General features: G+C 59.7%; 24 protein-coding genes. 20 read left to right on the plus strand and 4 right to left on the minus strand.

The genetic code is table 11. The features are described from left to right. On the plus strand, positions 1–1107 hold a 1107-nt coding region (locus IQ16_RS45375; RefSeq protein ID WP_208751664.1), incomplete at its 5' end, for a DUF7507 domain-containing protein. A gap of 96 nt (positions 1108–1203) precedes the next feature. Here IQ16_RS45375 and IQ16_RS39375 read toward each other — a convergent pair. After that, positions 1204–3603, minus strand: coding sequence for a S8 family serine peptidase (locus IQ16_RS39375; protein ID WP_018646321.1), 2400 nt, complete (start codon positions 3601–3603; stop codon positions 1204–1206). An 832-nt stretch (positions 3604–4435) separates the two neighbouring features. On the opposite strand from IQ16_RS39375, the gene IQ16_RS39380 reads away from it, so the two are divergent. Genes IQ16_RS39380 through IQ16_RS39390 form a run of 3 tightly spaced genes read left to right on the plus strand, consistent with a single transcriptional unit; the run spans position 4436 to position 8079 of the window. After that, positions 4436–6148 carry a type I secretion system permease/ATPase gene (locus tag IQ16_RS39380; RefSeq protein ID WP_018646320.1) on the plus strand — a complete coding sequence of 571 codons (1713 nt, stop codon included), beginning with the start codon at positions 4436–4438 and terminating at the stop codon, positions 6146–6148. A gap of 9 nt (positions 6149–6157) precedes the next feature. Further along, on the plus strand, positions 6158–7516 hold the full coding sequence (locus tag IQ16_RS39385; RefSeq protein ID WP_018646319.1) for an HlyD family type I secretion periplasmic adaptor subunit: 1359 nt from the start codon (positions 6158–6160) through the stop codon (positions 7514–7516). A gap of 5 nt (positions 7517–7521) precedes the next feature. After that, the gene (locus tag IQ16_RS39390) at positions 7522–8079 is read left to right on the plus strand and encodes a hypothetical protein (protein WP_145832133.1); all 558 of its coding nucleotides are present in this window, start codon (positions 7522–7524) and stop codon (positions 8077–8079) included. 87 nt (positions 8080–8166) lie between these two features. Here IQ16_RS39390 and IQ16_RS39395 read toward each other — a convergent pair whose 3' ends face one another. Beyond that, positions 8167–8790 carry a hypothetical protein gene (locus IQ16_RS39395; RefSeq protein WP_035667501.1) on the minus strand — a complete coding sequence of 208 codons (624 nt, stop codon included), beginning with the start codon at positions 8788–8790 and terminating at the stop codon, positions 8167–8169. Between the two features lie 507 nt (positions 8791–9297). Here IQ16_RS39395 and IQ16_RS39400 point away from each other — a divergent pair. Next, positions 9298–9657, plus strand: a complete 360-nt coding sequence (locus IQ16_RS39400; RefSeq protein WP_020608048.1) for a helix-turn-helix domain-containing protein — start codon at positions 9298–9300, stop codon at positions 9655–9657. A 1403-nt stretch (positions 9658–11060) separates the two neighbouring features. Then, positions 11061–11342 carry a hypothetical protein gene (locus IQ16_RS39405; RefSeq protein WP_018646314.1) on the plus strand — a complete coding sequence of 94 codons (282 nt, stop codon included), beginning with the start codon at positions 11061–11063 and terminating at the stop codon, positions 11340–11342. A gap of 535 nt (positions 11343–11877) precedes the next feature. Here the strand turns inward: IQ16_RS39405 and IQ16_RS39410 are convergent. Both IQ16_RS39410 and IQ16_RS39415 read right to left on the minus strand, forming a co-directional pair. Continuing rightward, the gene (locus IQ16_RS39410) at positions 11878–13008 is read right to left on the minus strand and encodes an acyltransferase family protein (protein ID WP_244636044.1); all 1131 of its coding nucleotides are present in this window, start codon (positions 13006–13008) and stop codon (positions 11878–11880) included. 395 nt (positions 13009–13403) lie between these two features. Beyond that, the gene (locus tag IQ16_RS39415) at positions 13404–13652 is read right to left on the minus strand and encodes a hypothetical protein (RefSeq protein WP_145832134.1); all 249 of its coding nucleotides are present in this window, start codon (positions 13650–13652) and stop codon (positions 13404–13406) included. A 54-nt stretch (positions 13653–13706) separates the two neighbouring features. Here IQ16_RS39415 and IQ16_RS39420 point away from each other — a divergent pair, with 54 nt between their 5' ends. The 14 genes from IQ16_RS39420 to IQ16_RS39485 all read left to right on the plus strand — a co-directional run bounded on the left by IQ16_RS39420 (position 13707) and on the right by IQ16_RS39485 (position 25696). Further along, complete coding sequence (locus IQ16_RS39420) at positions 13707–15209, plus strand: hypothetical protein (RefSeq protein WP_244636045.1); 1503 nt, start codon at positions 13707–13709, stop codon at positions 15207–15209. Positions 15210–15478: 269 nt separating this feature from the next. Next, positions 15479–15679 (plus strand): Flp family type IVb pilin, encoded by a 201-nt coding sequence (locus tag IQ16_RS39425; protein ID WP_018646309.1) that lies wholly within the window; start codon positions 15479–15481, stop codon positions 15677–15679. 368 nt (positions 15680–16047) lie between these two features. Further along, positions 16048–16341: a hypothetical protein gene (locus IQ16_RS46375; protein WP_145832135.1), complete on the plus strand. Its 294-nt coding sequence runs from the start codon at positions 16048–16050 to the stop codon at positions 16339–16341. 481 nt (positions 16342–16822) lie between these two features. Next, positions 16823–17023: a hypothetical protein gene (locus tag IQ16_RS39435; protein WP_018646307.1), complete on the plus strand. Its 201-nt coding sequence runs from the start codon at positions 16823–16825 to the stop codon at positions 17021–17023. Between the two features lie 87 nt (positions 17024–17110). Beyond that, entirely contained in the window at positions 17111–17377 is a 267-nt protein-coding gene (locus IQ16_RS39440) for a hypothetical protein (protein ID WP_244636046.1), read from the plus strand. 84 nt (positions 17378–17461) lie between these two features. Further along, positions 17462–17968: an A24 family peptidase gene (locus tag IQ16_RS39445; protein ID WP_035667491.1), complete on the plus strand. Its 507-nt coding sequence runs from the start codon at positions 17462–17464 to the stop codon at positions 17966–17968. Position 17969: 1 nt separating this feature from the next. Further along, positions 17970–18947, plus strand: a complete 978-nt coding sequence (cpaB, locus tag IQ16_RS39450; protein ID WP_026312509.1) for a Flp pilus assembly protein CpaB — start codon at positions 17970–17972, stop codon at positions 18945–18947. Next, positions 18947–20140, plus strand: coding sequence for a CpaE/TadZ family protein (locus tag IQ16_RS39455; protein ID WP_026312508.1), 1194 nt, complete (start codon positions 18947–18949; stop codon positions 20138–20140). The genes cpaB and IQ16_RS39455 overlap by 1 nt, the downstream gene beginning before the upstream one ends. Further along, complete coding sequence (locus tag IQ16_RS39460; RefSeq protein WP_018646303.1) at positions 20137–21573, plus strand: TadA family conjugal transfer-associated ATPase; 1437 nt, start codon at positions 20137–20139, stop codon at positions 21571–21573. Before IQ16_RS39455 ends, IQ16_RS39460 begins: the two co-directional genes overlap by 4 nt. After that, positions 21570–22502, plus strand: coding sequence for a type II secretion system F family protein (locus IQ16_RS39465; RefSeq protein WP_018646302.1), 933 nt, complete (start codon positions 21570–21572; stop codon positions 22500–22502). Before IQ16_RS39460 ends, IQ16_RS39465 begins: the two co-directional genes overlap by 4 nt. After that, complete coding sequence (locus IQ16_RS39470) at positions 22499–23386, plus strand: type II secretion system F family protein (protein WP_018646301.1); 888 nt, start codon at positions 22499–22501, stop codon at positions 23384–23386. The genes IQ16_RS39465 and IQ16_RS39470 overlap by 4 nt, the downstream gene beginning before the upstream one ends. Positions 23387–23470: 84 nt before the next feature. Further along, positions 23471–23923 carry a hypothetical protein gene (locus IQ16_RS39475; RefSeq protein WP_035667497.1) on the plus strand — a complete coding sequence of 151 codons (453 nt, stop codon included), beginning with the start codon at positions 23471–23473 and terminating at the stop codon, positions 23921–23923. A gap of 7 nt (positions 23924–23930) precedes the next feature. Further along, positions 23931–25274 carry a pilus assembly protein TadG-related protein gene (locus tag IQ16_RS39480; protein ID WP_080648149.1) on the plus strand — a complete coding sequence of 448 codons (1344 nt, stop codon included), beginning with the start codon at positions 23931–23933 and terminating at the stop codon, positions 25272–25274. Beyond that, a complete protein-coding gene (locus IQ16_RS39485) occupies positions 25274–25696 on the plus strand; it encodes a TadE/TadG family type IV pilus assembly protein (RefSeq protein ID WP_244636047.1) in 423 nt (140 codons plus the stop codon). The genes IQ16_RS39480 and IQ16_RS39485 overlap by 1 nt, the downstream gene beginning before the upstream one ends. Positions 25697–25721 lie beyond the last annotated feature (25 nt).

Consider the following 25721-nt stretch of genomic DNA (forward strand, 5'->3'; position numbering starts at 1 on the left):
TATAAAAACACCGGAACGGCGACCGGCTCGTTCACCGACGATGCAGGCCACAAGGCCACGCCGTCGGCGCAAGACGCTTCGAACTATTTCGGTGCTGATCCCGAGATATCAATCAATAAAATTACCATCGCCGGCAATCAATCGGGAGACGGGATCAACGTCATCGCCGGGACTTCCCTGACGTGGAAATACACGGTGACTAATACGGGGAATGTCGCCCTTTCAAATGTTACGGTGACCGATGACAAGGGTGTAACGCCGACATATGTGAGCGGTGACACTAATGGCGACCACAAGCTGGATCTCAACGAAACCTGGATCTACCAGGCTACCGGCAAGGCCATCGAAGGTGGATACTCGAACACGGGTACGGCAACCGGTTCGTTCACCGACACTGCGGGTCATACGGGTACGGATACGGCATCCGATCCGAGCAGCTACAACGGGTATGAGAACTCCGCAAGGACGCAGGGGTACTGGGGAAGCCATGCCTCCGCGTGGAATACCCATCGCACCGACAAGTACCTGTTGCTCGGTGATGCCAATGGCAACGGCATTCAGGACGATGGCGCCAACGCTCACTACCTCAAGATTGACGTAGCTACGGCACTCTCGATCGAGTCGTCCGCCAAGAACGGTGACGCCATCTCGATCATGCTTGCCCAGGTGATCGCAACGCAGCTCAACATCGATGCAGGGGTCGTGCAACCCAACAACCTCATCGACGAAGCTGTCATGTGGCTGACCGGAAAGGGCGCTTGGGCTGGCCTTGGCGTGAATGTCGATACAAACAATGATCTCATTATCGACAAGACCACAGGCGTCGCGACGAATTCGAATGCATGGAACAAGACCTACGTTGATGTTACGGACGCAAGCACCGGCATCACCGACTGGGGGACCCCGCTTGGGAAGGAAGCCGATGGCGAAGGACTGAAGAATGCTCTAATGGCGTTCAATCAGAATCAACTCGTCACCAGTTCCGGCTCGCCGGGTTGGGTTGGATGGACCAACGATGGCGTAAACGTCATCAATCAGCACGAGAACACGCTCGATCAGTTCTGGCTGACCCTGCATCAGACGGGGGGAATCCAGGGCATCGCCTGAGACCGTCTCAGCGTGCGTACGCTTAGATCGAGGCCTCGTGCTCGTCACGAGGCCTTCGTTTTTATGGGTCGATTGCAGGAGGCCTGCCCACCTTTCTCAGACGATCAGGCTCCACGTCGTCGTACTCTCGTGAAGCAGCGTGGGGGCAATGCCCACGATGTCTACCACGGATTGTGGCGCGGCGCCGTTATGCGCGTCGACCACTATGTTGGTCCCGCCCTTCGCGTCCGAGATGAAGCTCAACCATCCGTCGGTGATTGGATTGCTTCCGGAATACCCGAGAGAGCTGAGCAGTTGTCCCACATTGATGCTGTTGTTGCCTGATACCCAATTCCGGATGGTATCTGTCGTGCCCGAAAGCGCATTGAAGACGAAGGTGTCGATACTGCCCGCTTGCGCCGCATAAAGGACATCGGCGCCCTTGCCGGTGACAATCGTATTGTTGCCGCGGCCCGCCTGGATCGTGTCGCCGAAGTCGTTCGCGATGATGGTGTCGTTGCCGTCGCCGGCCCAGACGTTCTTGATGATGGTCGTCGCTGCGATCTGGAGAGTCTTTCCGGCGATGGTGTCGAGTGCGCCGGCGTGAAGATCGAGGTACGAGCCCGAGGTGACCGCCGCCGTGTTCAGCGTCGCATTGCCGCTGCTATCCGTGAGGATCAGATTGGCCGGATTGGTCACGGACGCAAACTCGTCGGTATAGACGTAGGTAATCGGGGTCGACGCGGAATCGCCGAGTGCCGTCAGAGTCCAGCTGTTCAGGGTGCCGGAATTTCCTGCAACGCTGTCCGTAACGGTGAGCGTCCAGGTTCCCTTCGCATCCTCGCCCCAGAAGCTGTTCGCCGTCGTCTGGAACACGATCCCCGTGCCGGTCCCGTTTGCCGGGTGCGACGCAAGTGTTGCTGTCGTTCCGCTGGGAGAGGTCAGCGTCACCAAGAGGTCGCTCGGGCTCGCGTGAGCGATATTGAGGTCGATCACCATTCTCTCCACGTCGAGTGAAGAGGCGAACGTCATCTGACTGGTCAGGCCGCCGACGCCATCCGGAATCGCCGCGTTGTCCGTATGCGATGCAGATTCGCTCGACATGTTGGCGTAGGTCGACTGATATTGCCAGCTCTCGGCAAGCCTCACCGCTGCCGTCGCATCGACCATGCCGAAGCCGTAGCTTTCGCTGAAGTGGAGGCCGCCGCCGTTCCAATCGTGGGCGCCGTTGGTGTGCCAGCTCGCATTGGTGGGATCCGTGTTCTTGGCCGAATAGGCCAGAATATCCTGGACGTCGCGGAAGCCGAGGTTCGGGTTTGCCTGCAGCATCAGAGCGACGACACCGGAAACGTAGGGCGCCGCATAGGATGTGCCGGAGATGTTGATGTAGTCGTTCGTCGAATATCCATCGGTTCCGACGCGATCGTCGGTCTTGGCAGTGCCTGGCGCCGAGATGAGAATTGCAGCTCCTGGCGAACTGTAGCTCGTAATGTGGCCAGACGTGTCGGTCGCCGCAACCGTGATGACGAACGGGTCGTTTTGGAAGTTGTGATAGTTTACGTTGTCGGTCGGGCCTCCATTGCCGGCCGCAAACACGATGTCGATTCCGAGGCCGCCGCGACCGCTGCTGACGTCGTTCTGGATCGCGACCTTTGTTGCGGAGAATGCCGACGAGAGGAAATTGTCGGAGTAGGCCGCGGTATAGCCCCAGCTCGCATTGACCACGTCCATGCCATTTGTGAGGACGTGATTGAAGGCGTCCGTCGCCTGACCCGTTGTGCCGGTTGCGCCATATCCGATGCGAAACCCGGCGATGCCGGCATTATACGCGACACCGACGACGCCCGTGCCGTTGGCTGCGGCGCCGATGACACCCATGACGGTCGTCCCATGCTTGTCGGTCGTCGAGCTGCCAAAGGCGTCGGCGCCGCCGGTCACGGTGTCGTAGTCGAGATTGAGCAGATAATGCGGGTTGATGTCGCCGTGATTGTAGTCGAAGCCATCATCAATGACGCCGATCTTGACACCAAGTCCCGTGTAGTTTTGCCAGGCCTTGGCGACGTCGATCCCGGCGGTGCTGTTGGTGAGTCCCCATTGCTGGCTGAAATAGCTGTCAGTGGGCAGCGTGGAGTTGCCCGTGGGAGCGTTCAATGTCTGCCAGTGAGTGGGAACGTCATGAAGGACGAGCGTAGTGCTTCCTTGACCGGTGGTGCCGCTCGAGGTGGTCGTACCTGTGCCCGATGTGCTCGTGCCAGAACCTGAGGTGCTTGTTCCCGTGCCGCCGGTCGATGTGTTGCCTCCACCTGTGCCGCTGCCGCCCTTCTTGGCGGCGAACCCCTCGGGGCCGCCGTCTGCGGCACTTCCATCATTCACCTCGGAGTCGCTCCGCGCCGTCGAGGCGGCGAAAGAGTCGGCATGCGCCGAGGCGATGTTCAGTCCGATGAATTCCCATTCGAGAGCATTTGCATTCGCTTCAGAGAAATTCCCGTACTGATCATTCACGCCCCGCTTGGCCATCGAATCTCCTTGCCTGTGCGACGGAAGAAAAAGCGCGCCATGTCGCGCGGTGTGCGGAGATCGGATGACGGGGCGAATTAAAGGCGGGTAAATTGAGCGGTTAAACTGGGATCAGCGGTTCCAGAGCGCTGACGATGGCGGTCCAAGTTTCGCAATCTCTTTAACGGCGCATAAATCGGGTTTTATGTTCGTTACGCCGGGATGTTACGAAACGGCAGTGTCCGAGACCGGACCGGATGATGACGACTTGCATCCGTGTTCGTGACGGAGCCTCGTTTCAGCGCGCGATGATGAGGCCCCATGGGGAGGCGTGCAGTTCGCAGATAAATTCGTATCTGGCCCTGCAGGCGCGAAGGAAACCGTTAGAACCATTCGCGCAGGGAAGTCCGGGGGGCCGGTTTCACCTGTGATCCACCCCTGCGCCCTTTCGCACACGGGGGACGGGTCCGGCCGGCGCCCGGTCTTCCCTGCGCCTTTTTCCTCCGGGAATGGCAATTTCCAGCCCCGGCTCGCGCATGTTGCGCCGCGGGAATGCCAACCCATGTCCGTTGTTTGGGTTCTGGTCGAAATTCCGCTGGTTTTCGCCTCCGCCCGTCGCATTTAGGCCTTGCGTTCAACCGGTATAAATATCGTAAACGCGCGGAAGCCCGTAGCTCTACGGGCGCCTTTACCTTTCCGGCGAGGATTATTTCGCGGGCCCGGCGGCTGTGCTAAACATTCCACTTGATTAGACAAGAATTGTAACGGCTGCCAATAAGTCTTTAATTCGGCCGGGCGTTGTCGTTCCGGCGGTCATTTTTGATTAGGGGGGCGGGGGCATCCGCCGGATTGTGTGAGTGCGCCTTTCAAGAGGCCGGACGAGCTCCGGCGCCTGCTGCAGACATGCCAGGGCTATTTCGCGACGGCGGGCATCTTCAGCCTTGCCATTAACCTGCTTTACCTCGCCGGCCCGCTCTACATGCTGCAGGTTTATGACCGGGTGATCTCGAGCGCGAGCGAGATCACGTTGCTGATGCTCACAATCGCGCTGCTGCTGGCGTTCATGGCGCTGGCGGGGCTGGACGCAGTTCGCGCAAGGGTGCTGACCCGCGCCAGCATCCGCCTTGACCGCGAGATCGCCTCGCGGGTGATGACGGCGATCATCGATCGGTCGGCCAACGCGGGCGGCGCTCGCAGCCAGGCGATCCGCGATTTCGATACGTTTCGCCAGTTCGTCACCGGGACCGGCATCCACGCCATTTTCGATCTGCCCTGGGCCCCCATCTACATCGTGGTGATCTTCGCCCTACATCCGTTCCTGGGGGCCTTTGCGCTGGGGTGTTCGGTCATCCTGGTGCTGATGGCGCTGCTGAGCGAGTGGCTGGTGAAGCTGCCGCTCACGGAATCGAACGAAGCCGCCGCGCGCAGCTACAGCTTCACCGAAATGAGCCTGCGCAACACCGAGGTCGTGCGTGCCATGGGCATGACCGGCGGTCTGCTGCGGCGCTGGAGTCGCGATCGCGACCGGATGCTCGAGCGCCAGGTCGCTGCAAGCGACCGGGCCGCCGCGATCCAGAGCCTGATCCGTTTCCTGCGCCTCGCCATGCAATCGCTGATCCTGGGTTTGGGGGCATATCTCGTGATCGAGCGGGTCACGACGGTCGGTTCGATGTTCGCGGCCAGCATCCTGCTCGGCCGCGCGCTGCAGCCTGTTGAGCAGATCGTGGGGTCGTGGCGTGGTCTGGTGTCGGCGCGTGCTGCGTTCCTGCGCATTCGCGAGCTGCTGACGGCGCATCCTGTTCTCGAGGCCGGCCTGACGCTGCCCAGGCCCAAGGGACACGTTTCGGTCGAGGCCCTCACCTTCGTTCCCCAGGGGGGCGCCAGGCCCATTCTGCGCGGCGTCACCTTCGCCGTAGAGGCAGGAGAGGTGCTCGGGGTCATCGGGCCGTCCGGGGCCGGGAAATCGACCCTGTCGCGCCAGCTTGTCGGCGTGCTGACGCCCTCGGCGGGCGCGGTGCGGTTGGACGGCGCCGATGTCGCGACCTGGGTCAAGCGGGCGATCGGCGACCATGTCGGCTACCTGCCTCAGGATATCGAGCTGTTCTCGGACACGATCGCCGCCAATATCGGTCGCTTCGATGAGGGAAGCGACAAGGACGTCATCCTGGCCGCCCAACTCGCCGGCGTGCACGAAATGATCCTGAGGCTTCCGCACGGTTACGACACCCAGGTCGGAGAAGGCGGCGCTATTCTGTCCGGCGGCTTCCGCCAGCGGATTGGTCTGGCCCGCGCCGTCTATGGCGGCCCAAGCCTCGTCGTGCTCGATGAGCCGAGCTCGAACCTCGATGCCGAAGGTGATGTCGCTCTGGCAGATTGTATCGTGCAGCTGAAAAAAGGCGGGACGACGGTTGTCATCGTCTCGCATCGGCCGGCGACCATCGGAGTCGTCGACAAGATTCTCGTTCTCAGAGAAGGCGTCGCCGAAATGTTCGGGGCTCGTGCCGAGATCATGGCACGGCTGACCCGTCCAGTCCCCGTGCACGCCGTGCAAGGCTCCAGCAGCTAGGCTCGCCCAATGGCCATTTTGGACGGAACACCCAAGAATCTCGCCGCCGTTGGCAGCCGGGCCGGTCTTTCCGCCGGGCCGCCCAGCGACTCGATCAGGCGCATCTCGCTCGCCGGCTGGGCCATTGTTGCCGTATTCTTCGGCGGGCTTGGTGCGTGGGCGCTGACCGCGCCGCTCAACGGCGCGGTCGTGGCAAACGCGGTCGTCAAGGTTGAGGGTAATCGCAAGAGCGTCCAGCACCTTGACGGCGGCATCGTGAAGGAGCTGCGGGTCAGGGAGGGCGACAAGGTTCGCTCCGGCGACCTCCTGATCGTGCTGGATGAGACCCAGGCGCGCGCCGAATACGAAGTTCTGACGCAGCAATGGGCCGTGCTTCGTGCCACGGAGGTTCGGCTCTTGACCGAGCTCGATCACGGCTCCGGGCTCGTGATGCCGTCGGATCTGAGGGCGCGTTCCGAAGATCCCTATCTCAAGAGCGTCTGGAACGGGCAGGTCAGCCAGTTCGAGAGCCGCCGGGCCGCGCTGGAGGGACAGCGCAGCGTCATCCGCGAGAAGATCAACCAGCTCGGCTCGCAGATCGTCGGCGCCCAGGCGCAAGTGAAGTCATTTACCGACCAGATCAATTCCGTTCACAGCGAGGCGAAGGATATCGCGCCTCTCGTCGAGCGGGGCCTGATCGCGCGCCCGCGCATTCTGCAACTGGAGCGTACCGCCTACGGCCTCGAGGGGCAGATCGCGGATTCCAACGCCAACATTGCCAAAGCCCGCCAGGCAATTGCCGAGCAAGAGCAGCAAATGGCGCAGCTCGATAATGATCGAATGACCGACGTGACCAAGGACCTTCGGGACACGCAAGCCAAGATTCTGGAGGTCATCCCGAAAGCCATGAACGCCAGGGCGGTCCTGGGGCGCATGGAGATCCGCGCGCCCTATAGCGGCCAGGTGGTCGGCCTCAACGTCTTTTCAGTCGGCGGCGTCATCCAGCGCGGCGACAAGATCCTGGACATCGTCCCCGAGCAGGATGGGCTGACAATCGAAGCGCAGGTGGCGGTCGAGGACATCAGCGACGTGCATCCCAACACGCGTGCGGAAGTTCACCTCACGGCCTACAAGCAGCGGATCGTGCCAATCATTCATGGTGACGTCATCCAGGTCTCGGCAGATCGTCTGACCGACCCCAAGAGCAACAACCCATACTACACGGCCTTCGTGCGAATTGATCAGGACGAGCTTGCGGCCATGCCGAACATCAAGCTCTATCCGGGCATGCCGGCAACCGTCATGATCCCGACCGTCCAGCGCACGGCGTTTGAATATCTGGTTGGGCCGCTGATCATGTCCTTCAATCACTCCTTCCGCCAGAAATAGGAAGCATGGGCCCGGTCGAGCGTGCGCGCGCGGCCGGCGGTCGGGCTGCCATCAACCCGCGGTGCCGACGCGTTAAAGCCCCTTTTAAGATGCGCCATGCGGTTGTTGTGTTGCTGTTTAGCCTGCTTGCTGGTTGTGGAGGCACGCGACTGGCGCTTCAGAACGAGGGCGAAGAATCTTCCGTAAATCTGGCCGAGGCCCTTGCAGATTGCCGCAACGCATTTCCCGATCAGATCGCGCAGGCCGTGCCGCGTGCCGATTGCATCGTGAAGGCAACAGAGCTCTCGGTGCGGCCCAGCTTGCAATTTCCGGATCTGCTCGACCGCGAAAATGCATTGCGCAAAGCGCTTGCCGTCCAGGTCTCGGCCGGCAAGGTCTCGCTGCTTGAACGTAATGACCAGATTGCCAAGGCGCACAGAGCCATCGTGGCGGAAGAGGCGGAAAGGCTACGAGGAGCGCCGTTGGAAGGGCAGGGACGCAGCCCGTTAGCCGTGATTCAGTGGCGGGCTTCCAATTCGGATGCGTGTGCCCGGCTCGGGGGCAATTCTCCGAATTGCTATTGAACGCGCCTGGCGTGGCGACGGCCAAATCTAGGGCGCGCAAGGGCCGCGCAGAAAACCTGCCTGCGTCGCTCCAGGACCATTTAGCTGCTATTTAAACGGGTCGTCGATCGACGCGGCTGACTGCCTCACGCGGCGAACGCCGATGGGAGAGCCGTCCGAAACGAACAGCAGTTCATAGCTCTGTCCCCGCGAGTCCGTTGCAGTGCAGGTGACGCTCGAGACCCGCCGCGCGGCAAAATTGCCGAACTGGCGGCAGATGCCGGTCGATGCCTCCTCCGCGGGCACCGGCAGCCCATGGACCTTCGGCCGGTGCTTGGAATTCAGGAGCATCCGATCGATAGGAAGCTCGTAGGAATTGTCGTCGAACCGCTTTCCCTTCTCGCCGGAGAAAGACACGACGTGGCCGTCGTCCGCCGGGTCCTCGATAGCCACCGCGAAGCTCACACGTCCGGCTTCGTTATGGGCATAGGCAACGGCCTTGCAGGCATAGCTGCGACCCGCGACCTTCAGCGTCGTGCACTTGCCGGACATGTGTGCGAGGATGTCGATCAGAGGCTGACGATGCTCGATGCGTTTGGGAGCCTCCGGAGCTTGCTCTGCTGCCGGACGGGGCCCGGCCGTCTGCGCGACGCCAGGGGCCGCAAGAGCAAAAAGCCCCCCGGTCGACAGCAACAGCCCGGGCCGCAGCCAACATAAAAGACGCCGCCAGATGGTCACGCGATCCCCTCTGCCGGGCTGTGACCGGGACGAAGAAAAGCCCGTCCGGCCAAACCCTTATCCCGCTAAATCCGGCGCATAGTGACATTGGAGCGATCACTGATCAATCGCGCGAAGGAGCGGCAGGGGCAGCCTTGGCTGTTTACTTAACGCCGCCGAGGCATTACAGGGCCGTAACCGGCTGCCCTTTCCCTTCGGCGGAGCGGCCGTTCGCAGCCGGAGTCGCGTGTCACGCCAGCGGCGAGCGATGGAGTTAGGAACGCGTAACGCTGAGTGAGATTGTCTTTCCAGTTGTGGCTCGGGCCTTGCATGCCTGGCCGGCCGAACGAGACCGAAGAGGGCAGTTGGGCTGACCGATTGCACAGGATTGCTGCGAACCGCACGGGTTTCCGAAGGCGAAAACCTACGGATCGACGATTGACTTGAAAACGAACGAGACCGTAATCTTACCTAATTGTGGTCGTTAACGCTGATTCTCACACATGCAAATGGAATTTACAGGTGCCTAAATTCAAGAACAAAACGATTGCCAACTTCGGTTCGCGCTTGAAACAGCTGCGGGAAGAGCGGTCGATGACCATCACCGAGCTGGCCAGGCGGATTGACGTAACTCCCCCCGCGATTTGGCATTGGGAGAAGCGGGGCAGGGTGCCCAAGCCTGCTACGATAAAAGCCGTGGCAAAGGTGCTTAACGTCAGCTCTGAGTTTCTCGAGGACGGTGTTCACCTTGTGAATACTCAGGATCAAGGCCCTTCGGACCAGCTCTCGCTGCGGCCGGACGAGATGAGCCTCGAACAGCTGATCCGCGCCATTGAGGCAAAAGGCTTCCACGTCCGAATCACTTCGGCTGGCGATCGGTAAATCCAGGAGGCGGGGCGCGCCGTATCTCCGCCTGGAATATTGGCGAACCGCGCCAAGCGCCCTTACCTGTGTTCGTGTCGAGCCCCCCGAAATCGGCCGGGCTGCAATTCACGCGGGTGACTCGCTTCCGCCAAGCGGCTCCGTGCAGTGGCATCCGCGGTGCCGCGCTAACCACCACGAGATCTCGAGTCTCCACGCTGAATGTAAGAAGCGCAGAGGGCAGCACGCGCTCGAAGCTAGGCTGTCGTAGCGCATGGCATTCGTTTCGTGGCATCGGCAGCTTTTGCGACGTCCGGCTACACAGCCGAGTCGCGTATGCGAGCGCCTTTCAGCCGGGTCTGCGCTTTCCTATTATTGAGGAGGCACGCACCTGGCGAGCGGAGCCAATCATCGTCGGCTCGGGCTTGCAACTGGAGTCGCGTTTCAACCTGAATCGACTTCACTAGTAGCCAATGAGCCATGATTGCCAACGGCGCTTGTGGCCAAGTTACGCCCGTGACATACTTTCGAAGTTAAGGCGAATTTAAGCCGCACGTAAATTTCGTTTCAGCCGCCAACTCGTCATTCGAGGCGATGCAATGAACAGAAATTTCAGAACTCTAAGCATTTGGAATTTAGCTCGCCCTCTGTCGCGTGCTGTCGACGATACCGGCGCTCGAGTTCTCTCCGGCATGTGCGCGGGTAGCTGAACAGGATGTCGAGGAAGCGACGGTCAATCTTGCCCTCGCGGGGCTGGAAGTGGCTCGCGCCAACGAAGTCCTGAAGCTACGCACCATCCTCGCCAATGCCCATGGCGCGTCCGTCCTGACGCTTGTCGGATCACCACGTCTGCCGCGCCAGCCGTTTTTTGCCAGGACATCCGGGTCCTCATGCGCTCCATCATATTGCGAGGGACATCATGCTCGGTCGGCTTCGTAAGCTTGTCTTCCACATTCGGCACCGTACGCCCGCAGCCCGCTTTTCCGACAGCGTTCGCCGCGTGAGCCGCCTGGCGCGCCTCATGTCCTTGATGCAACGACGAGCCTCTCGCAAGGCCGGGCAAGAGTGACGATGCACGCCGATTCTGACAGAAGCAGCATTGTCGAGCGGGAAACGATTGTTCGTCGACTGTTGCGGCGCGCAGCCGGACGAGCGGGGCGCCCGCAACGGCCGGCACCGGAGGTCCCGTTCGGCCGCGAGAACGACCCCAACCTTGAATTCGATGAGCGCCAGATGGGCACCGAATTGGGGTGGCTGCTGGGGGCGTTGTCCGTTTTCCTCGTTGTCCATGCGGTCTGGACGAGGCTCGGCGCCTCATAGGCGGGCCGCGAGGAGAACAGTACCGCTACGGGGTTTCACGACGCAGGAGAATCGGCTTAGCTCCGTTCCAAGCGTGTATCCGGAGAGAATCGACGGAGCAGCGTTTGGACGAGCTGGAGCGCAAGATTGAGCTGCTCAAGAAGTCGCTCGCGGCGACGTGGAGCAGCCTCGCCAAATCCTCCAGCTCCGCCGATGACAAGTGCCAGATGCGCGCCCAGGCAAAGCGCTGCAGCGAGGAGCTGAGGCGCTGCCTCCTGATCGCCGAGGCCAAGCACACACGCGAGCACGTCAAGGCTGTGTCCGATCAAGACGGCCGTACATTGCCAAAACCAAACTTCCGTTTTCTCTCGACCGGGGCCGCAACAGAGGCGGCCGACCCGGCATAAATAACCCTTAAAGGGACGGAAGCTTTCCGAGCCCGTTAAAATGGCATAAATCCTGACCCAATTGACGGGCTGTGAAACCGTCCGGAAACTCGTTTTCGTGATTGCCGACATCGCGTTGAAACGTTGCTGGACCAGTTTATCCCGGGTTTCGAGCGATGGGGACTTATCATGTGGGCAATTCTCAACGACCTGTACCGCGAATACTGCCTGGCACGCATGAACGAAATGCGGAAGCTCGAGCTGACGCACTGAGGGCGACAGCTTGTAACGATTCCCCTACAACCGCTGCTTTGCTAGCCGGCCAATGCGGACGATGCTGATCGATCCTCTTAGTCAACCTTTTCAGTTTGCCCCCAAATTGGGGGTGAGCGTGGCGCCATCCGTCGATCGCCCTCAGGAATTCCATCGAGAGGCGCATTTGGAAGGGATTACTGGTTCTTTCCCGGTGGTCGCCCCACAAATGTATTGACCTTTGCTGGCGATGCGCGTCGAGGACGGCGCGGTGTGTGCGTCGGCCTGTTGCTGGTATCGGTACTTACGCCCTCGCAGCGAGATCGGCCGGCTTTCCTTGGAGCGATCTGACCGCGTCGCGTGCGGGTCTTTCGATGGCAAAATAGCTGAGGACTGAGATACCAAAGGTCGCGATAATCAGTGCTGCGTATACCCAAATCGACCACGTACTAGACACACCGAAAGCAAGTCGGAACAAGAGGAAGACGATGAAGTGCATCAAATAGATTGAATAGGAAATGACGCCGAGAAAATGCAGTGCCTTTAATCCCAGTAAGCGCGATGTCGCTGAGGTCTGATCCGTCGCGGCGAGCACCACGAACGGAAACAGAAAGACAAGCGCGTGCGAATTTGCCAGGCCGAAATACAACAAGACCAGAATGGCCCAGAAGCAGAGCCAAATGACGGCTGAGAACTTGGTGCAGAGCGTGTGGATCTCGTCCTGCTGCTCAAAGCTCGAGAACGCGATCCATCCCGTGGTGAAGCCGGCAATTCCTCGCACGAGATTCACCCAGTAGCTCCAAGGGCTCTCGGCGGCATAGAGCTCGGGGTTCGTCAACCGTTCATCGAAAAACCTGACGAAAAGAGCATAGGAAACGGCAGTGAGCGCGATGACGCAGAGCAGTTTGACGTTTTCCGAACGCGGCGCCTTCAGACGCAGCAGCAGGGGAAACAGCAGGATGTAGCAAAACCATTCGATCCATATCGACCAGGACTGCATGTTCCAATGCACTCCGGTACCGATGATCGGCCAGGCGTTCAGCATCAACACCTGCAGCACAAAGTCGGTTAGGGACGTACTGGCAGGATAGGTCGTTGGGTTGACGAGAACGGGCCAGGTATAGGTCGCCCCGACAATGATTAGCGTAACAAGGTAAAGGGGATAAATGCGAGCAATGCGCGCGATCAGGTAGGGCGAGAACTGAAAGTTCGTCCCGGTGTAGACGTAAGAAAGCGTGAAGCCGCTCAGGCAAAAAAACAGATCGACGGCGGCATCATGCCAGAGGAAGAATTCCTGGAGGTCATAGGGCAGTGTGGGATGGAAGTGCGCCAGGGCGACGACCGTGGCCGCAACTCCGCGGAGCCCTGTCAGTGCCCTCAGCTCTTGGCGCAGATGGTGCGCAGGACCGTCTTGCACGATGTGACGAGACTCCAAGCTTGCGCTCTCCCTTCGCGCCGCACGGACTCGTAGCATCAAGACGGTCGCCGAACAATGTGAGCGGGTGTGGAAGTCGTGTTGATGGTTAGCCGCCGCGCGGAACCGTCCTGCCCGAATTCCGGCGCCGTCCCCCGTGTGACCACTTTTTGGAGTTGGATCGCCCCCTCCAAATGCCAGAACTTGTCAGGCTCCTCTACTGACTTCGCTTCCGTTCACTCATGGCGGAGACGGGTCGAGTGCCGTCTCGCGTCATCTTTTCAATAACTTAGCCCACATTTCCGATTTCGCGACGATGACATTATTGGATGTTCTTCGTTAGCCTTTTTCTTTGCCTCGATGACGTGACAATCGCGTCATCGAAGCGCCGGACGCCTGCCACGCTGATTGGGCTGTTAGCCATGCGCGCAGCTGCTTGTTGCGGCCGACCCGCGTTTGCCGTTTTGTTGGATCGATTCTTGATCGAGGCGTTGCCGGCGCTGACCTAGACCGTGCTTGTTCTGCAACTGCCGAACTTCGCTCTTGCCCCCGGATGGTGCAGCGCCAAGCAGGGCCGCGCTTGCGGTCACGCAGTGGCGGAAATCCAAGCCGGAGAGGTAGGACGCCTCTGCGGCTGCTGTGGAGACGGGCAATTTGGCAGCCATCGGGTTGCGCCTATTTATCGAAGTTGACTTTGATTGACGTCCAGGACGGAAAGCATGGTTTCAAATAGTCATTCAGTTCAGATGGATTCAGAAGCGAAGATGAGCGCGGTCACTGCGCGCAACGATCACCTTCGGCCTTGGTTACCGCTCATATTCGCGGCCACAACGTACCTGACGCTCATCACCAAGAGGTTCGGCCTATTAATGGATGCCGACATCTATTGGCACATTGTGGTCGGGGAGTGGATCATGGATCATCGTGCTGTACCTCACGTTGATCTGTTCTCTTTCACGATGCCCGGCGCGCCCTGGATAACCAGCGCGTGGTTGGCAGAAGTCATTTATTTCGTTGCGTTCAAATTGGCCGGATGGTCCGGACCTGCAATTCTTGCGGCGCTATCTGCGTCTGTAGCGATTTTCCTGCTTACCCGCTTGCTACTGAAAAGATTGCCGAACGTGCCGGCCACGATCATCGTGGCGGCTGCGATCGCCATGGCGGCGATGCACACAATGGCCAGGCCGCATGTCCTGACCTTCCCGTTGATGGTGCTGTGGGCGAACGCCCTGGTCGAGGCGAGTGAACAACGACGAGCGCCTTCGCTCTGGTACGTCCCGCTCATTACGCTCTGGGCGAACCTTCACGGCAGTTTTACGATGGGGCTGGCGTTGATCGTGCCGTTCGCCCTGGAGGCGGTTTGGACCGCAGACAAATCCGTGCGCGCGAAGATCGCGTTGCAATGGCTTCGATTTGGGGGGCTTGCGCTCGGGGCCGCCTGCGTCACCCCGTATGGGCCGGAATTGATCCTGGTTACTCTACGCCTTTTTCAACTGGGACCGATTCTTTCAAAGATCAACGAGTGGCAACCGCTGGACTTCAGCGAAACAAATTCCGTGACGGTATGCTTGATTGCTGGCGCTGGCTACGTCCTGTACAGCGGGCTCAAGCTGCCTCCGATCAGGATTGCCGCGCTGCTCGCGGTCATTTGGCAGACCCTTGCACATGTACGCTATGTCGACGTTTTCGCGCTGGTTGCGCCGCTCTTCATTGCCGGTCCGCTAGGCCAACAACTTTCGTGGCCCCGGTCGCAACACAGCAGGAAAGTCGTACAACCAGCAAGGACAGCGTTTGTCGCAGCTATCGCCGCCCTAGTTGTCGCGACTGGCGTGATCGTAGCGACGGTGCACCACACGCCACCTAATGTTCCGCGCGCTGCGGTGGAGAAGCTCAAGGAGTTGAAGGCAAATCGCGTTTTGAATGAGTATTATTTCTGCGGATATCTGATTTTTCAGGGCTTTCCGACGTTCATCGATTCACGTGCCGAATTTTATGGAGCGGCCTTTCTTACCCGCTATTACCGAGATCTTTCGCTTGAGGATATGGCGGACTTCGTCAGATTGCTTGACGAATACAAGATCGGCGCAACGCTGCTGTTCCCGTCGACTCGAGCTGTAGGTCTGCTCGATCGACTGCCAGAATGGGAGCGAGCCTATGCGGATGAGGTGGCCGTCATCCACGTTCGGCGCGCGCGTCCGGAAAATGCGGATGCCCGAAGGTAGGGCCTGCCTTGCATTCCCTGAAATGCCGTCCGGCTGATTGCCCAGAAATCAGGATGCGACAATGTTGCTGTCTTTAAATCAGGAGTAACCCTAAATTCCCAGCGAGCCGCCGGGCGCGTCCTCCGGTGTAAATACGGAAACGGCTGCCACAGTAAGGTTAAAGAAAAATTTACGGTGACAACTTTAGGCAAGATATTATAAATCTTAACGGTGGCGCGGGATTGCGCGCCATCGGTTTGTAAATTCGTCTGAGTAAAAAGGATTTCCCTATGTCGAAGTTTTACATCAAGACCACGGAAGCTTTGAAGCAGCTGCGCGTGGACAAGGACGGCGTGGTGTCCTTCGAGTACATCATCGTTGCGGCTTGCATCGTCGCCGTGGTGATTGCTGTGTTCAAGACTGACAACAGCGTCTCGACTGCTCTGGCCGCGGGAATCACCAAGATCTCGACCGCTATGAATGGCCTGTGAACTGACTACTCGATGAGGGCAGGCCAGGTCCTGATCCTTTCGGGCGATGCTTTCAAATATCAGGGAGTAGAGGCCGCTGGACTTAGGCACGCCAGATTCCCGTTAAAGCTGTATTCTGGCTGGCGTTGCCTACGTCCTGCGGCGCGCGCAAGCTGCCTCCGCTCAGGGTTGCAGCGCTGCTGGTGGTCATTTGGCAGACGCTTGCTCCATGCGCGCTATGTCGACGCTTTCGCACTGGCTGCGCTGTTCTCATTGCCGGTCCGGTAGTCAGCCCTTTCATCGCATCGGTTGCAGCATGGCCGGAAATTGTTTCCGCAGCACGGACAGTATGCGTCGTGGTATCGTCGCGCTCGTTGGTCGCGACCGCGATGATCGTGGCTGCTGTGGACCACGCGCCACCACGCATTCCGCGCGTTGCAGTGGACAGGCTCGAGGAGCTGAAGGCAAAGCCGCATCTTGAATTACAAACAGCTATTCTAGGATATCTGATCTTCCAGCGCATCCCGACGTTCATCGATTCACTGCCGGGCTTTGGGCCGGCCGTTCTCACCCGCTATTCGCGACTTTTGCTTCACGATCTGGCGGACTCGCCCACGTTCGGTACGCGCATCCAGAAGATGCGAATATTTTGTAGTAGGTCTACCCGCTCGATGTTTCTCTGAACGCTGGCCGGGCATGCGCGTGGTCGACGGGATGTCGGCAACGGCACGGCTGCCAAATCGGTTTCGACGTTGCTTCCCCGGTGCCGTCCGAGCCAGGTGTATCCTGCGCATGAGCTGACAGGAATTTGCGCGGAAAGCCCTTGCTACATTGCGCATGCGCTGTGAGGCCACGGTAACCCTTCGGGCGTTTTGTCGCGGTATTTCCTTTACGTTTGCACCCCAAGAGAACCCTGCACCGTATTCACACGGAACGGCTCCAGTGAGGTTGCCGGGCGTTGGAAATTCCCAGTCATCTCAAGGGATTCCTGTCATTATCTGCGACAACCCATACGGGTGAGGGGCTCGCGAGCTACCTCGGTAGGGTTAACGAACGATTAACGGATGACAGTCAACTGTCGAGACATTATAAATAAATTCCAGTTGGCACCGGATTTACTGGCCAACGGAATGCGTAAATTCATCGTAAAAGGGATTTTTTCCTATGCTTAAATACTACATCAAGACCACGGAAGCTCTGAAGAATCTGGCCGCCGACAAGAAGGGCGTGGTGTCGTTCGAGTACATTATCGTCGCGGCCTGCATCGTCGCCGTCGTGATCGCGGTGTTCAAGACCGACACCAGCGTCTCGACCGCCCTGCACAGCGGAATCACCAAGATCTCCACCGCTATGAACGGCCTCTGATTTTTTTGACTGCTGGCAGGGGGGAGGCCGGAGCCTTCCCCCGTACCCGCCACCACTACTCCTCGGGATTTGAGTTTTCAGGTCGGATTGAACGCACGTTTCCTTCTTAAAAATACTTTCTCAAGCCAACGAAGGATTTTTCCGGTGTTGGGGTATCGCGAAAAGATCATTGATGCTTTGAGGCCTCTCCGTACGGACAGGTGCGGTGTGGCGTCCTTCGAATACGTGATCCTCGCTGCTTGCGTTGTCGTCGTAGGGATCGCCGTGTTCGGTCCCGGCAACGATGTCTCGGCAGCGCTGACGGGCACGTTGACCGCGATCAGCGCTGCCATCGCCACCGCAGCTGGAGTTTAATATTGCCGTCGGAAGGAGACATTTGAATCGATCGCTACTCTTTTTGAAGCCGCGCATTTTTTTCTGTTGTGAGGCGTGTTTTTGATGAGTTGGATTGTTGCCATAGTCTCGGTTCTGCAAATCCTGTTGTTGCTGTATGTGGCAACGATTGATGTCGCGACGCGGCTCATCCGAAACGAGATCTGTCTGGCTCTGGCGCTGCTCGGAATAGCCAGCCAATTGGGCAGCTCGATGCAAATCGCGGAGTCGTTGATCGCCGCTGCGATCCTGTTTCTGCTGATGTTGGTTGTCTACATACGGGGAGCGATTGGCGGCGGTGACGTCAAGTTGCTGGTTGCCTTGGCGGTTGGCCTCCCGCTGACGGGTGTGATCAAGTTGTTGACTATCACCGCGCTGGCTGGCGGCGTTCTTGCCCTCGCCCATCTGGTGATGCGCAACCTGCCATATCCGAAATTGGCTCCCGCCGGATCATCGCTCGCGCGGCGGGTCTACGCGGTAGAGCGCTGGCGCCATTTGCGGCACGCACCGCTGCCGTACGGCGTTGCGATAGCCTGCGGTGGCATCTGGACCATTTTGAGCAAAGGATTTTGAGATGTCATCTGCATTGCGTCTTTCGATCATCGTAGTGCTGTTGCTCGCAACCACCGCGTTCGGGCTCATTGCCTACAACATGAACCAGCCGAAGCAAGTCCCCGTGGCGGTCGCGGAGGGCGCGGCGCCGGCGCCGGCTGCTGGGCCCGCGACTGTCGGCTATTTCGTTGCGGCGCGTGCGCTGCCGAAGGGCACACTGGCCCGTGACGAAGACTTCGCGGTCCGAACGGCAGCGCCGGAACATGTTCCAGCCGGGGCGATCCTTGAGACGCCCGACTCCAAGGCCGGACTTCCTGGCTCTCTGGTTCGCAAATTCGTCGACGCCGGCAGTCCCGTGACGCTGCAAGACATTTTGCGTCCGAAGGATCGCGGCTTTCTCGCCAGCGTGCTGGCTCCGGACAGCCGTGCCATCAGCATCAAGGTTGACGAGGAGTCTGGCGTCTCGGGCCTGATCAGGCCGGGTGATTACGTGGATGTCTTGTTGACCCAGGTGTTCGAGAAGGCAACTCCGGCGCGCCGTGCACTGAGCGAAACCGTACTGCGGAATGTTCGAGTCATCGCTATTGACCAGGAGATCGTGCAGGGCGGGCGAGGCATCAGCGCCGTGACAGGCAAACAAGCGCAAACTGTGTCGCTGGAGCTTGGTCCGGACCAGGTCAAGAAGATCACAGTCGCAAAGCAACTCGGGACGCTCTCGCTGTCCGTGCGCGCGGCTGTCGATCAATGGGATAAGGCAGACGGCGGCGCCATGTCGAGCTGCGATGTATCGCCTGAGCTTGCCCGCCAGAATGCAATTGCCGGCCAGACGACCGCGGTGGTGGTTCATTCCGGCGGCGAGCGTAAGGAGTTCTCGGTCAGGAAGGAAGACACAGGCAACAGCATCACCAGCGTGAGCTGCGATGGGTCGCCCGAGGTTGCCCGCCAGACTACAGCGGCGGCGGCGGCAGGTTACGCCGCCAAGTTGCAGGAGAAAAGATAATGAACATGGCAATGGTAAGCCCGCGTGAAGCCGTATCCGTCGTCGAGCGCGACCGGGTCGTCTGCTTCGTCGATGACGAGCTTAGTGCCGCAGCTCTGCGCAAAGGCCTCGAAGGCAGCAACCTGGCGATCAGACGAGGCACGATCCGCAATGCCATACGGATGCTCGAAACCGACACTGAGCTGTTCGCGTTGGTGGTCGACATCAGTGGTATCGATGATTCGTTTACCGAACTCGAAAGGTTGGCAAGCGTCTGCCCGCCCGATGTCCGGGTGGCTCTGATCGGTGAGAGCAGGGAGATCACTTTCTACCGGGAGCTCATGGAAGTCGGTGTGACCGAGTACCTTCCGAAGCCGCTCACGCGGGACATGGTGATGGACCTGCTGCGCCCGAAGCTGCTCGGCGACGTGCCGACGGGGCAGGCCGATCGCGGCGGGCATGTGATCTCGATCTGCGGGGCACAGGGTGGCGCCGGAGCAACCAGCATCGCCATCAATCTCGCACTGCAGCTTGCCGAGACCACCAAGGCCAAGGTCGCATTGCTCGACCTTCATCTGCAGAATGGTGAAACGGCAGTCATGTTGGGCGTTCAGCCCGGGCCGGGGCTCCGGATCGCCCTGGAAAACCCGATGCGGGCGGACACTTTGTTTCTCGAGCGCGCGGCTATTGATGTCAACGAGCGGGTTTGCCTGATTTCTGCCGATGAGGATCTGGATGCACAGCTCGACATCACCGAAGCGGGCGTGCGACACGTGCTGGGTCTGCTCCGTCAACGCTTCAACTACATTGTCGTCGACGTGCCGGTCCCGTTTGGGCCGTCGATCCATCCGGTCATCACGCTTTCGCGTCACGTGCTTGTGCTGCTGGAAGCCGAAGTGACCGGACTTCGCAATGCCCACGCCCTCCGTACCGCCGTCACCAACATCGCCGGCAAGGATCGGGTCTTTACCTTGCTCAATCGTGCCAATCGGGCCGGGGGCCTTCCCAGGGCAACGATCGTCAAGGCCCTGGGCGCGGAACCGGACATGGTGATCCCCGATCTCGGAAAGGGGATGACCCAGGCCGTCAATCTCGGAATTCCGGCACTCAAGCACGTCAGGGGATTGCGACGTTACCTTGCCCCGATCGTGCGGGAGATCGCCGGTGTCGGCGGGCAGCGGAAGGGACGCTTGCGGAGGCTGCTTGGGCTATGAAAAAATTCGGAAGGCGCGAAGACGACCTGGCGGCTCGCTTGCCTTCATTGGCGCCGGACCTGCCTGAATCGCCGCCAAGCTTCACTCCATCGACGGCAAGCGCGCCGCCGTCGGCCCCAAGCTTGCCTGCATCGGCACCAAGCTCGACACCAAAGCGCGACGAACCGGCTATTCACCATCCAGTGATGTCGGCATCGCTGCGCGAACGCGTCATCGAGCAGATTGAGCCATCAGCCGCTGCGACGGTTCCGCGCGACGTTCTGCGGCGTCAGATCGAGGAAATCATCCACGGCATCGCCAATCAGGAGCGGCTCGAACTGTCGGGTCGCGAACAGCTCCTGCTGGCGAACGAGATTGCCGACGACATGACCGGCTACGGACCGCTCCGTCCGCTCCTGCTGGATGAGTCGATCAACGATGTGATGGTCAACGGACCGAGCAGCATCTATGTCGAGCGAAGCGGCAAGCTGGAGCGGGTCGCGGTCCGCTTCCGCGACAATGACCACATCGCGTCGGTGGCGCAGAAGATCGCTGCGCAGGTCGGCCGCCGCGTCGACGAATCCAGTCCGATGGTCGACTGCCGCCTGCCGGACGGCAGCCGCGTCAACATCATTCTTCCGCCGCTGGCAATTCACAGCCCCTGCATCTCGATCCGCAAATTCCCGGCCCGGCGGCTGAACATCGCTGGATTGATCGAGAATGGCTCGATGAGCCCGGGCATCGGCCAGCTGCTCGAGGTCGCTTCCCGCTGCCGACTCAATGTCTTGGTCTCCGGCGGCACCGGCTCCGGCAAGACGACGCTGCTCAACGCCATGAGCCAGTTCATCGATCACGGCGAGCGCGTTGTCACCATCGAGGATGCGGCGGAGTTGCAGCTGCAACAGCCGCACGTAATCAGCCTGGAGACGCGGCCTCCCAGCCTCGAAGGCACCGGGCAGGTGACGCAGCGAGATCTGCTCTGGAACGCGCTGCGCATGCGTCCGGACCGGATCGTCGTGGGCGAGGTGCGCGGCGCGGAGGCATTCGACATGCTGCAGGCGATGAACACCGGCCATGACGGTTCGATTTCCACCGTGCATGCCAATAGCACCCGCGACGCCCTGACACGCGTCGAAAACATGGTGCAGATGGGGCAGGTCAATCTGCCATCGCGGGCGATCAGGACCCAGATCGTCGCTGCATTGGACATCATCGTTCAAGTCGAGCGCATGCGGGATGGACAGCGCCGGATTGTCCAGATCAGCGAAGTGGTCGGCCTGGAAGGTGAGGTGATCACCACCAACGACATCGCTCTGTTCGAATACCGGGAGGAAGACGTTCACGGCAGGATCCAGGGCACCTACAAGTCGACCAACGCGGTCCCGAAATTCAAGAGCCGTCTTGTCTATTATGGGCTCGAGCGAGCCTGGGCCGACGCGATGGGGCGAATATGATACCGATTTATGTGATCGTCATTGTCCTTGGGCTGCTGGTGTGCGCGTCGTGCACGACGTTGGTGCTCGATGCCCAACAGCGACGCATCGATCGTCAGCTCGCGATAGCTCTGCCCGCCTCGCATACGGCCGGCCTGCCGTCAATTCGTCGTGCGCAGACCGGATCCCGCTCGCAGTTTCTGCACCGCCTGGTCAATTACCGGCCCGAGGTCCCTTACGCCTTGCGCCCGGCCTATGTGCTGCTTGCCGGTTTCATCGCAGCTGCAGCATTCTGGTTTGCCGTTAGCCCGTTGCAATTTTCCACGCTCAAGGTGTCCATCGTGGCTGCATTTATCGCCATCATGGTGGTGCGCGGTCTGTTCGGATGGCAGCAGCGTAGTTTTACCGACGGACTGTTCCGGCAACTGCCTGACACGGTCCAGCTCGTCACGAGTACCGTTCGGTCGGGGTTGCCCGTCCACGAAGCATTCCGAACCATCGCCCGCGATATGCCGCAACCGACCGCCGGGCAGTTTGCGATCGCATGCAGCGAATTGAATATGGGCAGGCCACCGGAGGACGTCATTGAAGGCATCTATCGGCGAACGCAAGTGGCGGAATACGGCATCTTCGCAGTGACGCTTGCGGTTCAGTTGAAGTCGGGCGGCAGTTTGGCCGAGACCCTGCAGATCCTCGGAGATACCGTGCGGCAGCGTGTTGCGCTGGCTGCTCGCGCGAAGGCTCTCGCCGCAGAGGTGATCTTTTCGTCACGCGCACTTTCACTCGCGCCGTTCATCGTCGGTGGCGTGATTTACTCGCTCAATCCGGAGACCATCGATATCCTGTTCCGTGATCCGGCCGGAAACGTGATGCTGGCCTACGCGGTCACCTCGGTGGTTATCGGGCACTTCGTGATCCGTTGGATGATCAGAAGGGATACAGCGCTATGACCGCAAGTCTCGGCCTGGTCGCTCTCGCCATCGCAGCTGCGACTGCGACCTTCCTGTTGCTCATCCGCGAAATGCACTTTCGTGCATTGGACACACGTGTGTCGAACGCGGTGCTGGGTATCCCTGACCAGACGGCGCGCTCCAAGGACATTGTCGGTTGGTTTTCATCGCTGGGCGCGCGGTATCGGCGCTTCTATGCCGAGGAAAATATCGAGGAACTGCGAACGATCCTTCAGTCGGCTGGTTTCAATCATCATCGAACCCTCTCGATCTGGATCGGCGTCAAGATCTTCTGCATGTTCGCGGTCCCGATTGCTGCCTTCCTCTTTGCGCAGCTATCGGGGGCGAACTTGCTGGTCTTCACGCTTGTTGGCGTTGTGATCGGAATCATGGGGCCGCGACTGATCATGTTGACGCTGAAGCGGCGTTTTGACGCTGCCATTCGGCTCGGCATGCCGGATGCCATCGATTTGCTGGTTGTGTGCAGCGAAGCGGGAATGGGCCTCGAAAGCGCGCTGCAGCGTGTGGCGGCTGAGATCCACCAGACCAATCCGCCCATGGCCGCCGTCCTGACCGATCTGCTCGATGATCTCAGGATCCTGCCAAATCGCTTCGACGCGTTCGAGAAGCTGGGAGCGAGGTCGGAGGGACTTCGCCGCTTCGGCACCATGATCAGCCAGAGCCTGCAATACGGAACGCCGTTGAGCCAGGCCCTGCGCGCCATTGCTGCCGACCTGCGCCGGGAACGCATCACCAAGCTGGAAGAACGAGCCCACAAGCTGGGCGCCAAGCTGACTCTTCCGATGGTGCTGTTCCTGCTTCCGGCCATGTTCGTCATCCTGGGCGGCGGGCCGATGCTGAACCTCATTCATGCTTTGAGGTGAATTCGCATGCGGGCGGGAGCCAAGAGCGTGGTTGCGTTTGGAGCACCGGTCTTGAGGAGCCTTTCGGCCGCGTCGAGGTCTGTCATGCGCCGGAAAGCCTCTTTCCTGGCGGATCAACGCGGCGCCGTCGCACTTGAGGTCCCGGCCGTCTGGCTCTTTCTGATGTTGATCGTGCTTCTGCCGCTTGCCGACATTACGGTCGCCGGGTTCAAGTTTATATCCGCGCGGCAGGCATTGCGTAACTTCGGGCAATCCATTCTGTATTCCCCGCCACCGGACGTTACGAATGCGTCCAGTTGGTCGTCGGCCGCGCTGGCCAAGGCCGACACTCGTTATCCGATTCCCAGCATTCAGCTCATCTGTGGGGAGAGCAATTCCGTCTGCAGTTCAGCTAACTCTGACCCCACCCAGCCGAAGTATTTTGTGTACACGACAACGGTCACGTTGTCGCCGATCGTGTTGAAGTCGCTGTTGTGCACGGGCGGCACGACCAGTGGCTGTAAGTTCACACTGTCTTACACAGAGCGGTTTCAATAGGTGTCCCATGCGCAAGCTGCTCCGTAGCCGTCGAGGTTCAGTCGCATTCGCAACCTCCATCGCCCTGGTGCCCGCGGTCGGATTTATGGCACTTGGTGGCGAGGCCGCGTCCTGGTACGTCACCAAGCAACGCGTCCAAGGGGCGGCTGATGCGGCCGCCTATGCGGGCGCCTTGCGGCTAGCGTGCGAAGCTTCTGGACAGGCGGGCACAAGCTGCAATAACTCACAGCCATTCGACTACCGCGGCAAGCAGGGTGCAGCCCAGAACGCGTTCTGCAATTCGGGCGACACGTCCTATCCTGGTTCCAAATGTTCGACGAGCCTTCCGAGCGGAATCTCACAGAGCGTGCAGGTCGCTTCGCTGGCGTCGTGGAACGGGACCCCGGGCACATTCGTCCAGGCCACCGTTAGTCAGCAGCAGCCGGCATACCTCGCCAAGGTGCTTGGTTTCTCGACGATCAACGTGGCCGCGACGGCGGTCGCCAGTGTCGCTAATGGATTAGAGAAACCTCCATGTGTGTTGGCTCTGAAAGACCCCGTCACGTTCCAGGGTAGCGCTACAGTATCGTCGCCAACCTGCGGCATTTCGTCGAACAGCACAGCGGCAAATGCGATCGGCTTCATCGGGAATTCGGGGATTTCGGTGAATGCACCGAGCTACACGGTCGGCGGCTGCTCCCAGACGGGAGGAAGCCAATGCACCGGCGTGCAAACCTATCAGCAACCGATCCCTGATCCATTGAGTGCAGTGAACACGGCGCTGTCCGCGTTGAAGACGTCAGATTTTCCGAACAAGAACAGCGGCTCAACACCTCTGCCATATGAGACATGCACCTGTTACAATTCCACCAATAATCCGACGTTCAGCGCCCCATTGAACGGCACGTACTATTTTTCGGGGAACGTCAAAATCAATAACAATCCAACGATAACAGGTACGGCGACCCTGATATTTCTCGCAGGAGCATCACTCACCATCACCGGCACCCCGACGATCCAGCTTACGGCGATGAGCGCGCCTACCGGACCGTCCAAATTGTCAGCATCGGTGTTGGCTAAGATGGCCAAGCTCCTCATCTATGATGGTGAGGCCTATACGAAGCAAGGCGTCAACATCAGTGGCACTTCGAATAGCTATTTCAATGGCACGGTTTATATACCGAATACTCCCGTCACGTACGGAGGCAACAGCACGTCAAGTGCCCCCGGTACCGGTTGCTACCAGGTCATAGCTTACGCTGTGTCATTCACCGGTAATACGACGCTGGACAACTCTAAATGTCCTAACTCTTCAGGTAGTCCCGGTTCGGGAGCAGAGCCTGGCGTCCAAACCGTGCTTTTGGTGCAGTGATGAGAAAGCTCGATCAGCGCGGCGTCGCGGCGTTTGAGTTTTGCATCGTCGCCGTCGCGATTTTCACGTTGATCTACGCCATTTTCGATCTCGGGCGGTACGCAATCGCGATGCAGTCATTGCGCTCGCTGGCGGGCGCTGGTGCGCGGGCCGCCATGATCAACGCCTGCTACACAGACGCCGCAGTCAAGAAAACAACAACCGTCACCTGCAGCGGTGACTACACGACCGACGCGCAGAAGCGGGCTCTTGTCCCATTCCTGTATGCTGGCGGTCTCACGCCTACAGTGACTACGGTGACGGGAGCCTCTGCAGTTACAGTTACGGCATCGCTGCAAGGTTTCAGCATGATGTTTCCAACGATATGGGGCTCATCATTCAATAACCCGAGTGCCTCCACCCTGATTCCGTTACCAAACTGAGCGTGCTTCTGCTGGGGTTCTGCGG

The sequence above is a fragment of the Bradyrhizobium huanghuaihaiense genome (genome assembly GCF_007830635.1).
Lineage (GTDB): Bacteria > Pseudomonadota > Alphaproteobacteria > Rhizobiales > Xanthobacteraceae > Bradyrhizobium > Bradyrhizobium huanghuaihaiense.

What these genes read in the sequence shown, in the direction of transcription:
- IQ16_RS39445 (WP_035667491.1), top strand. Translation starts at nt 17,462, where the DNA reads ATGAGTTGGATTGTTGCCATAGTCTCGGTTCTGCAAATCCTGTTGTTG.
- IQ16_RS39390 (WP_145832133.1), top strand. Translation starts at nt 7,522, where the DNA reads ATGGGCCCGGTCGAGCGTGCGCGCGCGGCCGGCGGTCGGGCTGCCATC.
- cpaB (WP_026312509.1), top strand. Translation starts at nt 17,970, where the DNA reads ATGTCATCTGCATTGCGTCTTTCGATCATCGTAGTGCTGTTGCTCGCA.
- IQ16_RS39460 (WP_018646303.1), top strand. Translation starts at nt 20,137, where the DNA reads ATGAAAAAATTCGGAAGGCGCGAAGACGACCTGGCGGCTCGCTTGCCT.
- IQ16_RS39465 (WP_018646302.1), top strand. Translation starts at nt 21,570, where the DNA reads ATGATACCGATTTATGTGATCGTCATTGTCCTTGGGCTGCTGGTGTGC.
- IQ16_RS39480 (WP_080648149.1), top strand. Translation starts at nt 23,931, where the DNA reads ATGCGCAAGCTGCTCCGTAGCCGTCGAGGTTCAGTCGCATTCGCAACC.
- IQ16_RS39385 (WP_018646319.1), top strand. Translation starts at nt 6,158, where the DNA reads ATGGCCATTTTGGACGGAACACCCAAGAATCTCGCCGCCGTTGGCAGC.
- IQ16_RS39435 (WP_018646307.1), top strand. Translation starts at nt 16,823, where the DNA reads ATGCTTAAATACTACATCAAGACCACGGAAGCTCTGAAGAATCTGGCC.
- IQ16_RS39375 (WP_018646321.1), bottom strand. Translation starts at nt 3,603, where the DNA reads ATGGCCAAGCGGGGCGTGAATGATCAGTACGGGAATTTCTCTGAAGCG.
- IQ16_RS39475 (WP_035667497.1), top strand. Translation starts at nt 23,471, where the DNA reads ATGCGCCGGAAAGCCTCTTTCCTGGCGGATCAACGCGGCGCCGTCGCA.
- IQ16_RS46375 (WP_145832135.1), top strand. Translation starts at nt 16,048, where the DNA reads ATGATCGTGGCTGCTGTGGACCACGCGCCACCACGCATTCCGCGCGTT.
- IQ16_RS39420 (WP_244636045.1), top strand. Translation starts at nt 13,707, where the DNA reads ATGGTTTCAAATAGTCATTCAGTTCAGATGGATTCAGAAGCGAAGATG.
- IQ16_RS39470 (WP_018646301.1), top strand. Translation starts at nt 22,499, where the DNA reads ATGACCGCAAGTCTCGGCCTGGTCGCTCTCGCCATCGCAGCTGCGACT.
- IQ16_RS39415 (WP_145832134.1), bottom strand. Translation starts at nt 13,652, where the DNA reads ATGGCTGCCAAATTGCCCGTCTCCACAGCAGCCGCAGAGGCGTCCTAC.
- IQ16_RS39425 (WP_018646309.1), top strand. Translation starts at nt 15,479, where the DNA reads ATGTCGAAGTTTTACATCAAGACCACGGAAGCTTTGAAGCAGCTGCGC.
- IQ16_RS39485 (WP_244636047.1), top strand. Translation starts at nt 25,274, where the DNA reads ATGAGAAAGCTCGATCAGCGCGGCGTCGCGGCGTTTGAGTTTTGCATC.
- IQ16_RS39455 (WP_026312508.1), top strand. Translation starts at nt 18,947, where the DNA reads ATGAACATGGCAATGGTAAGCCCGCGTGAAGCCGTATCCGTCGTCGAG.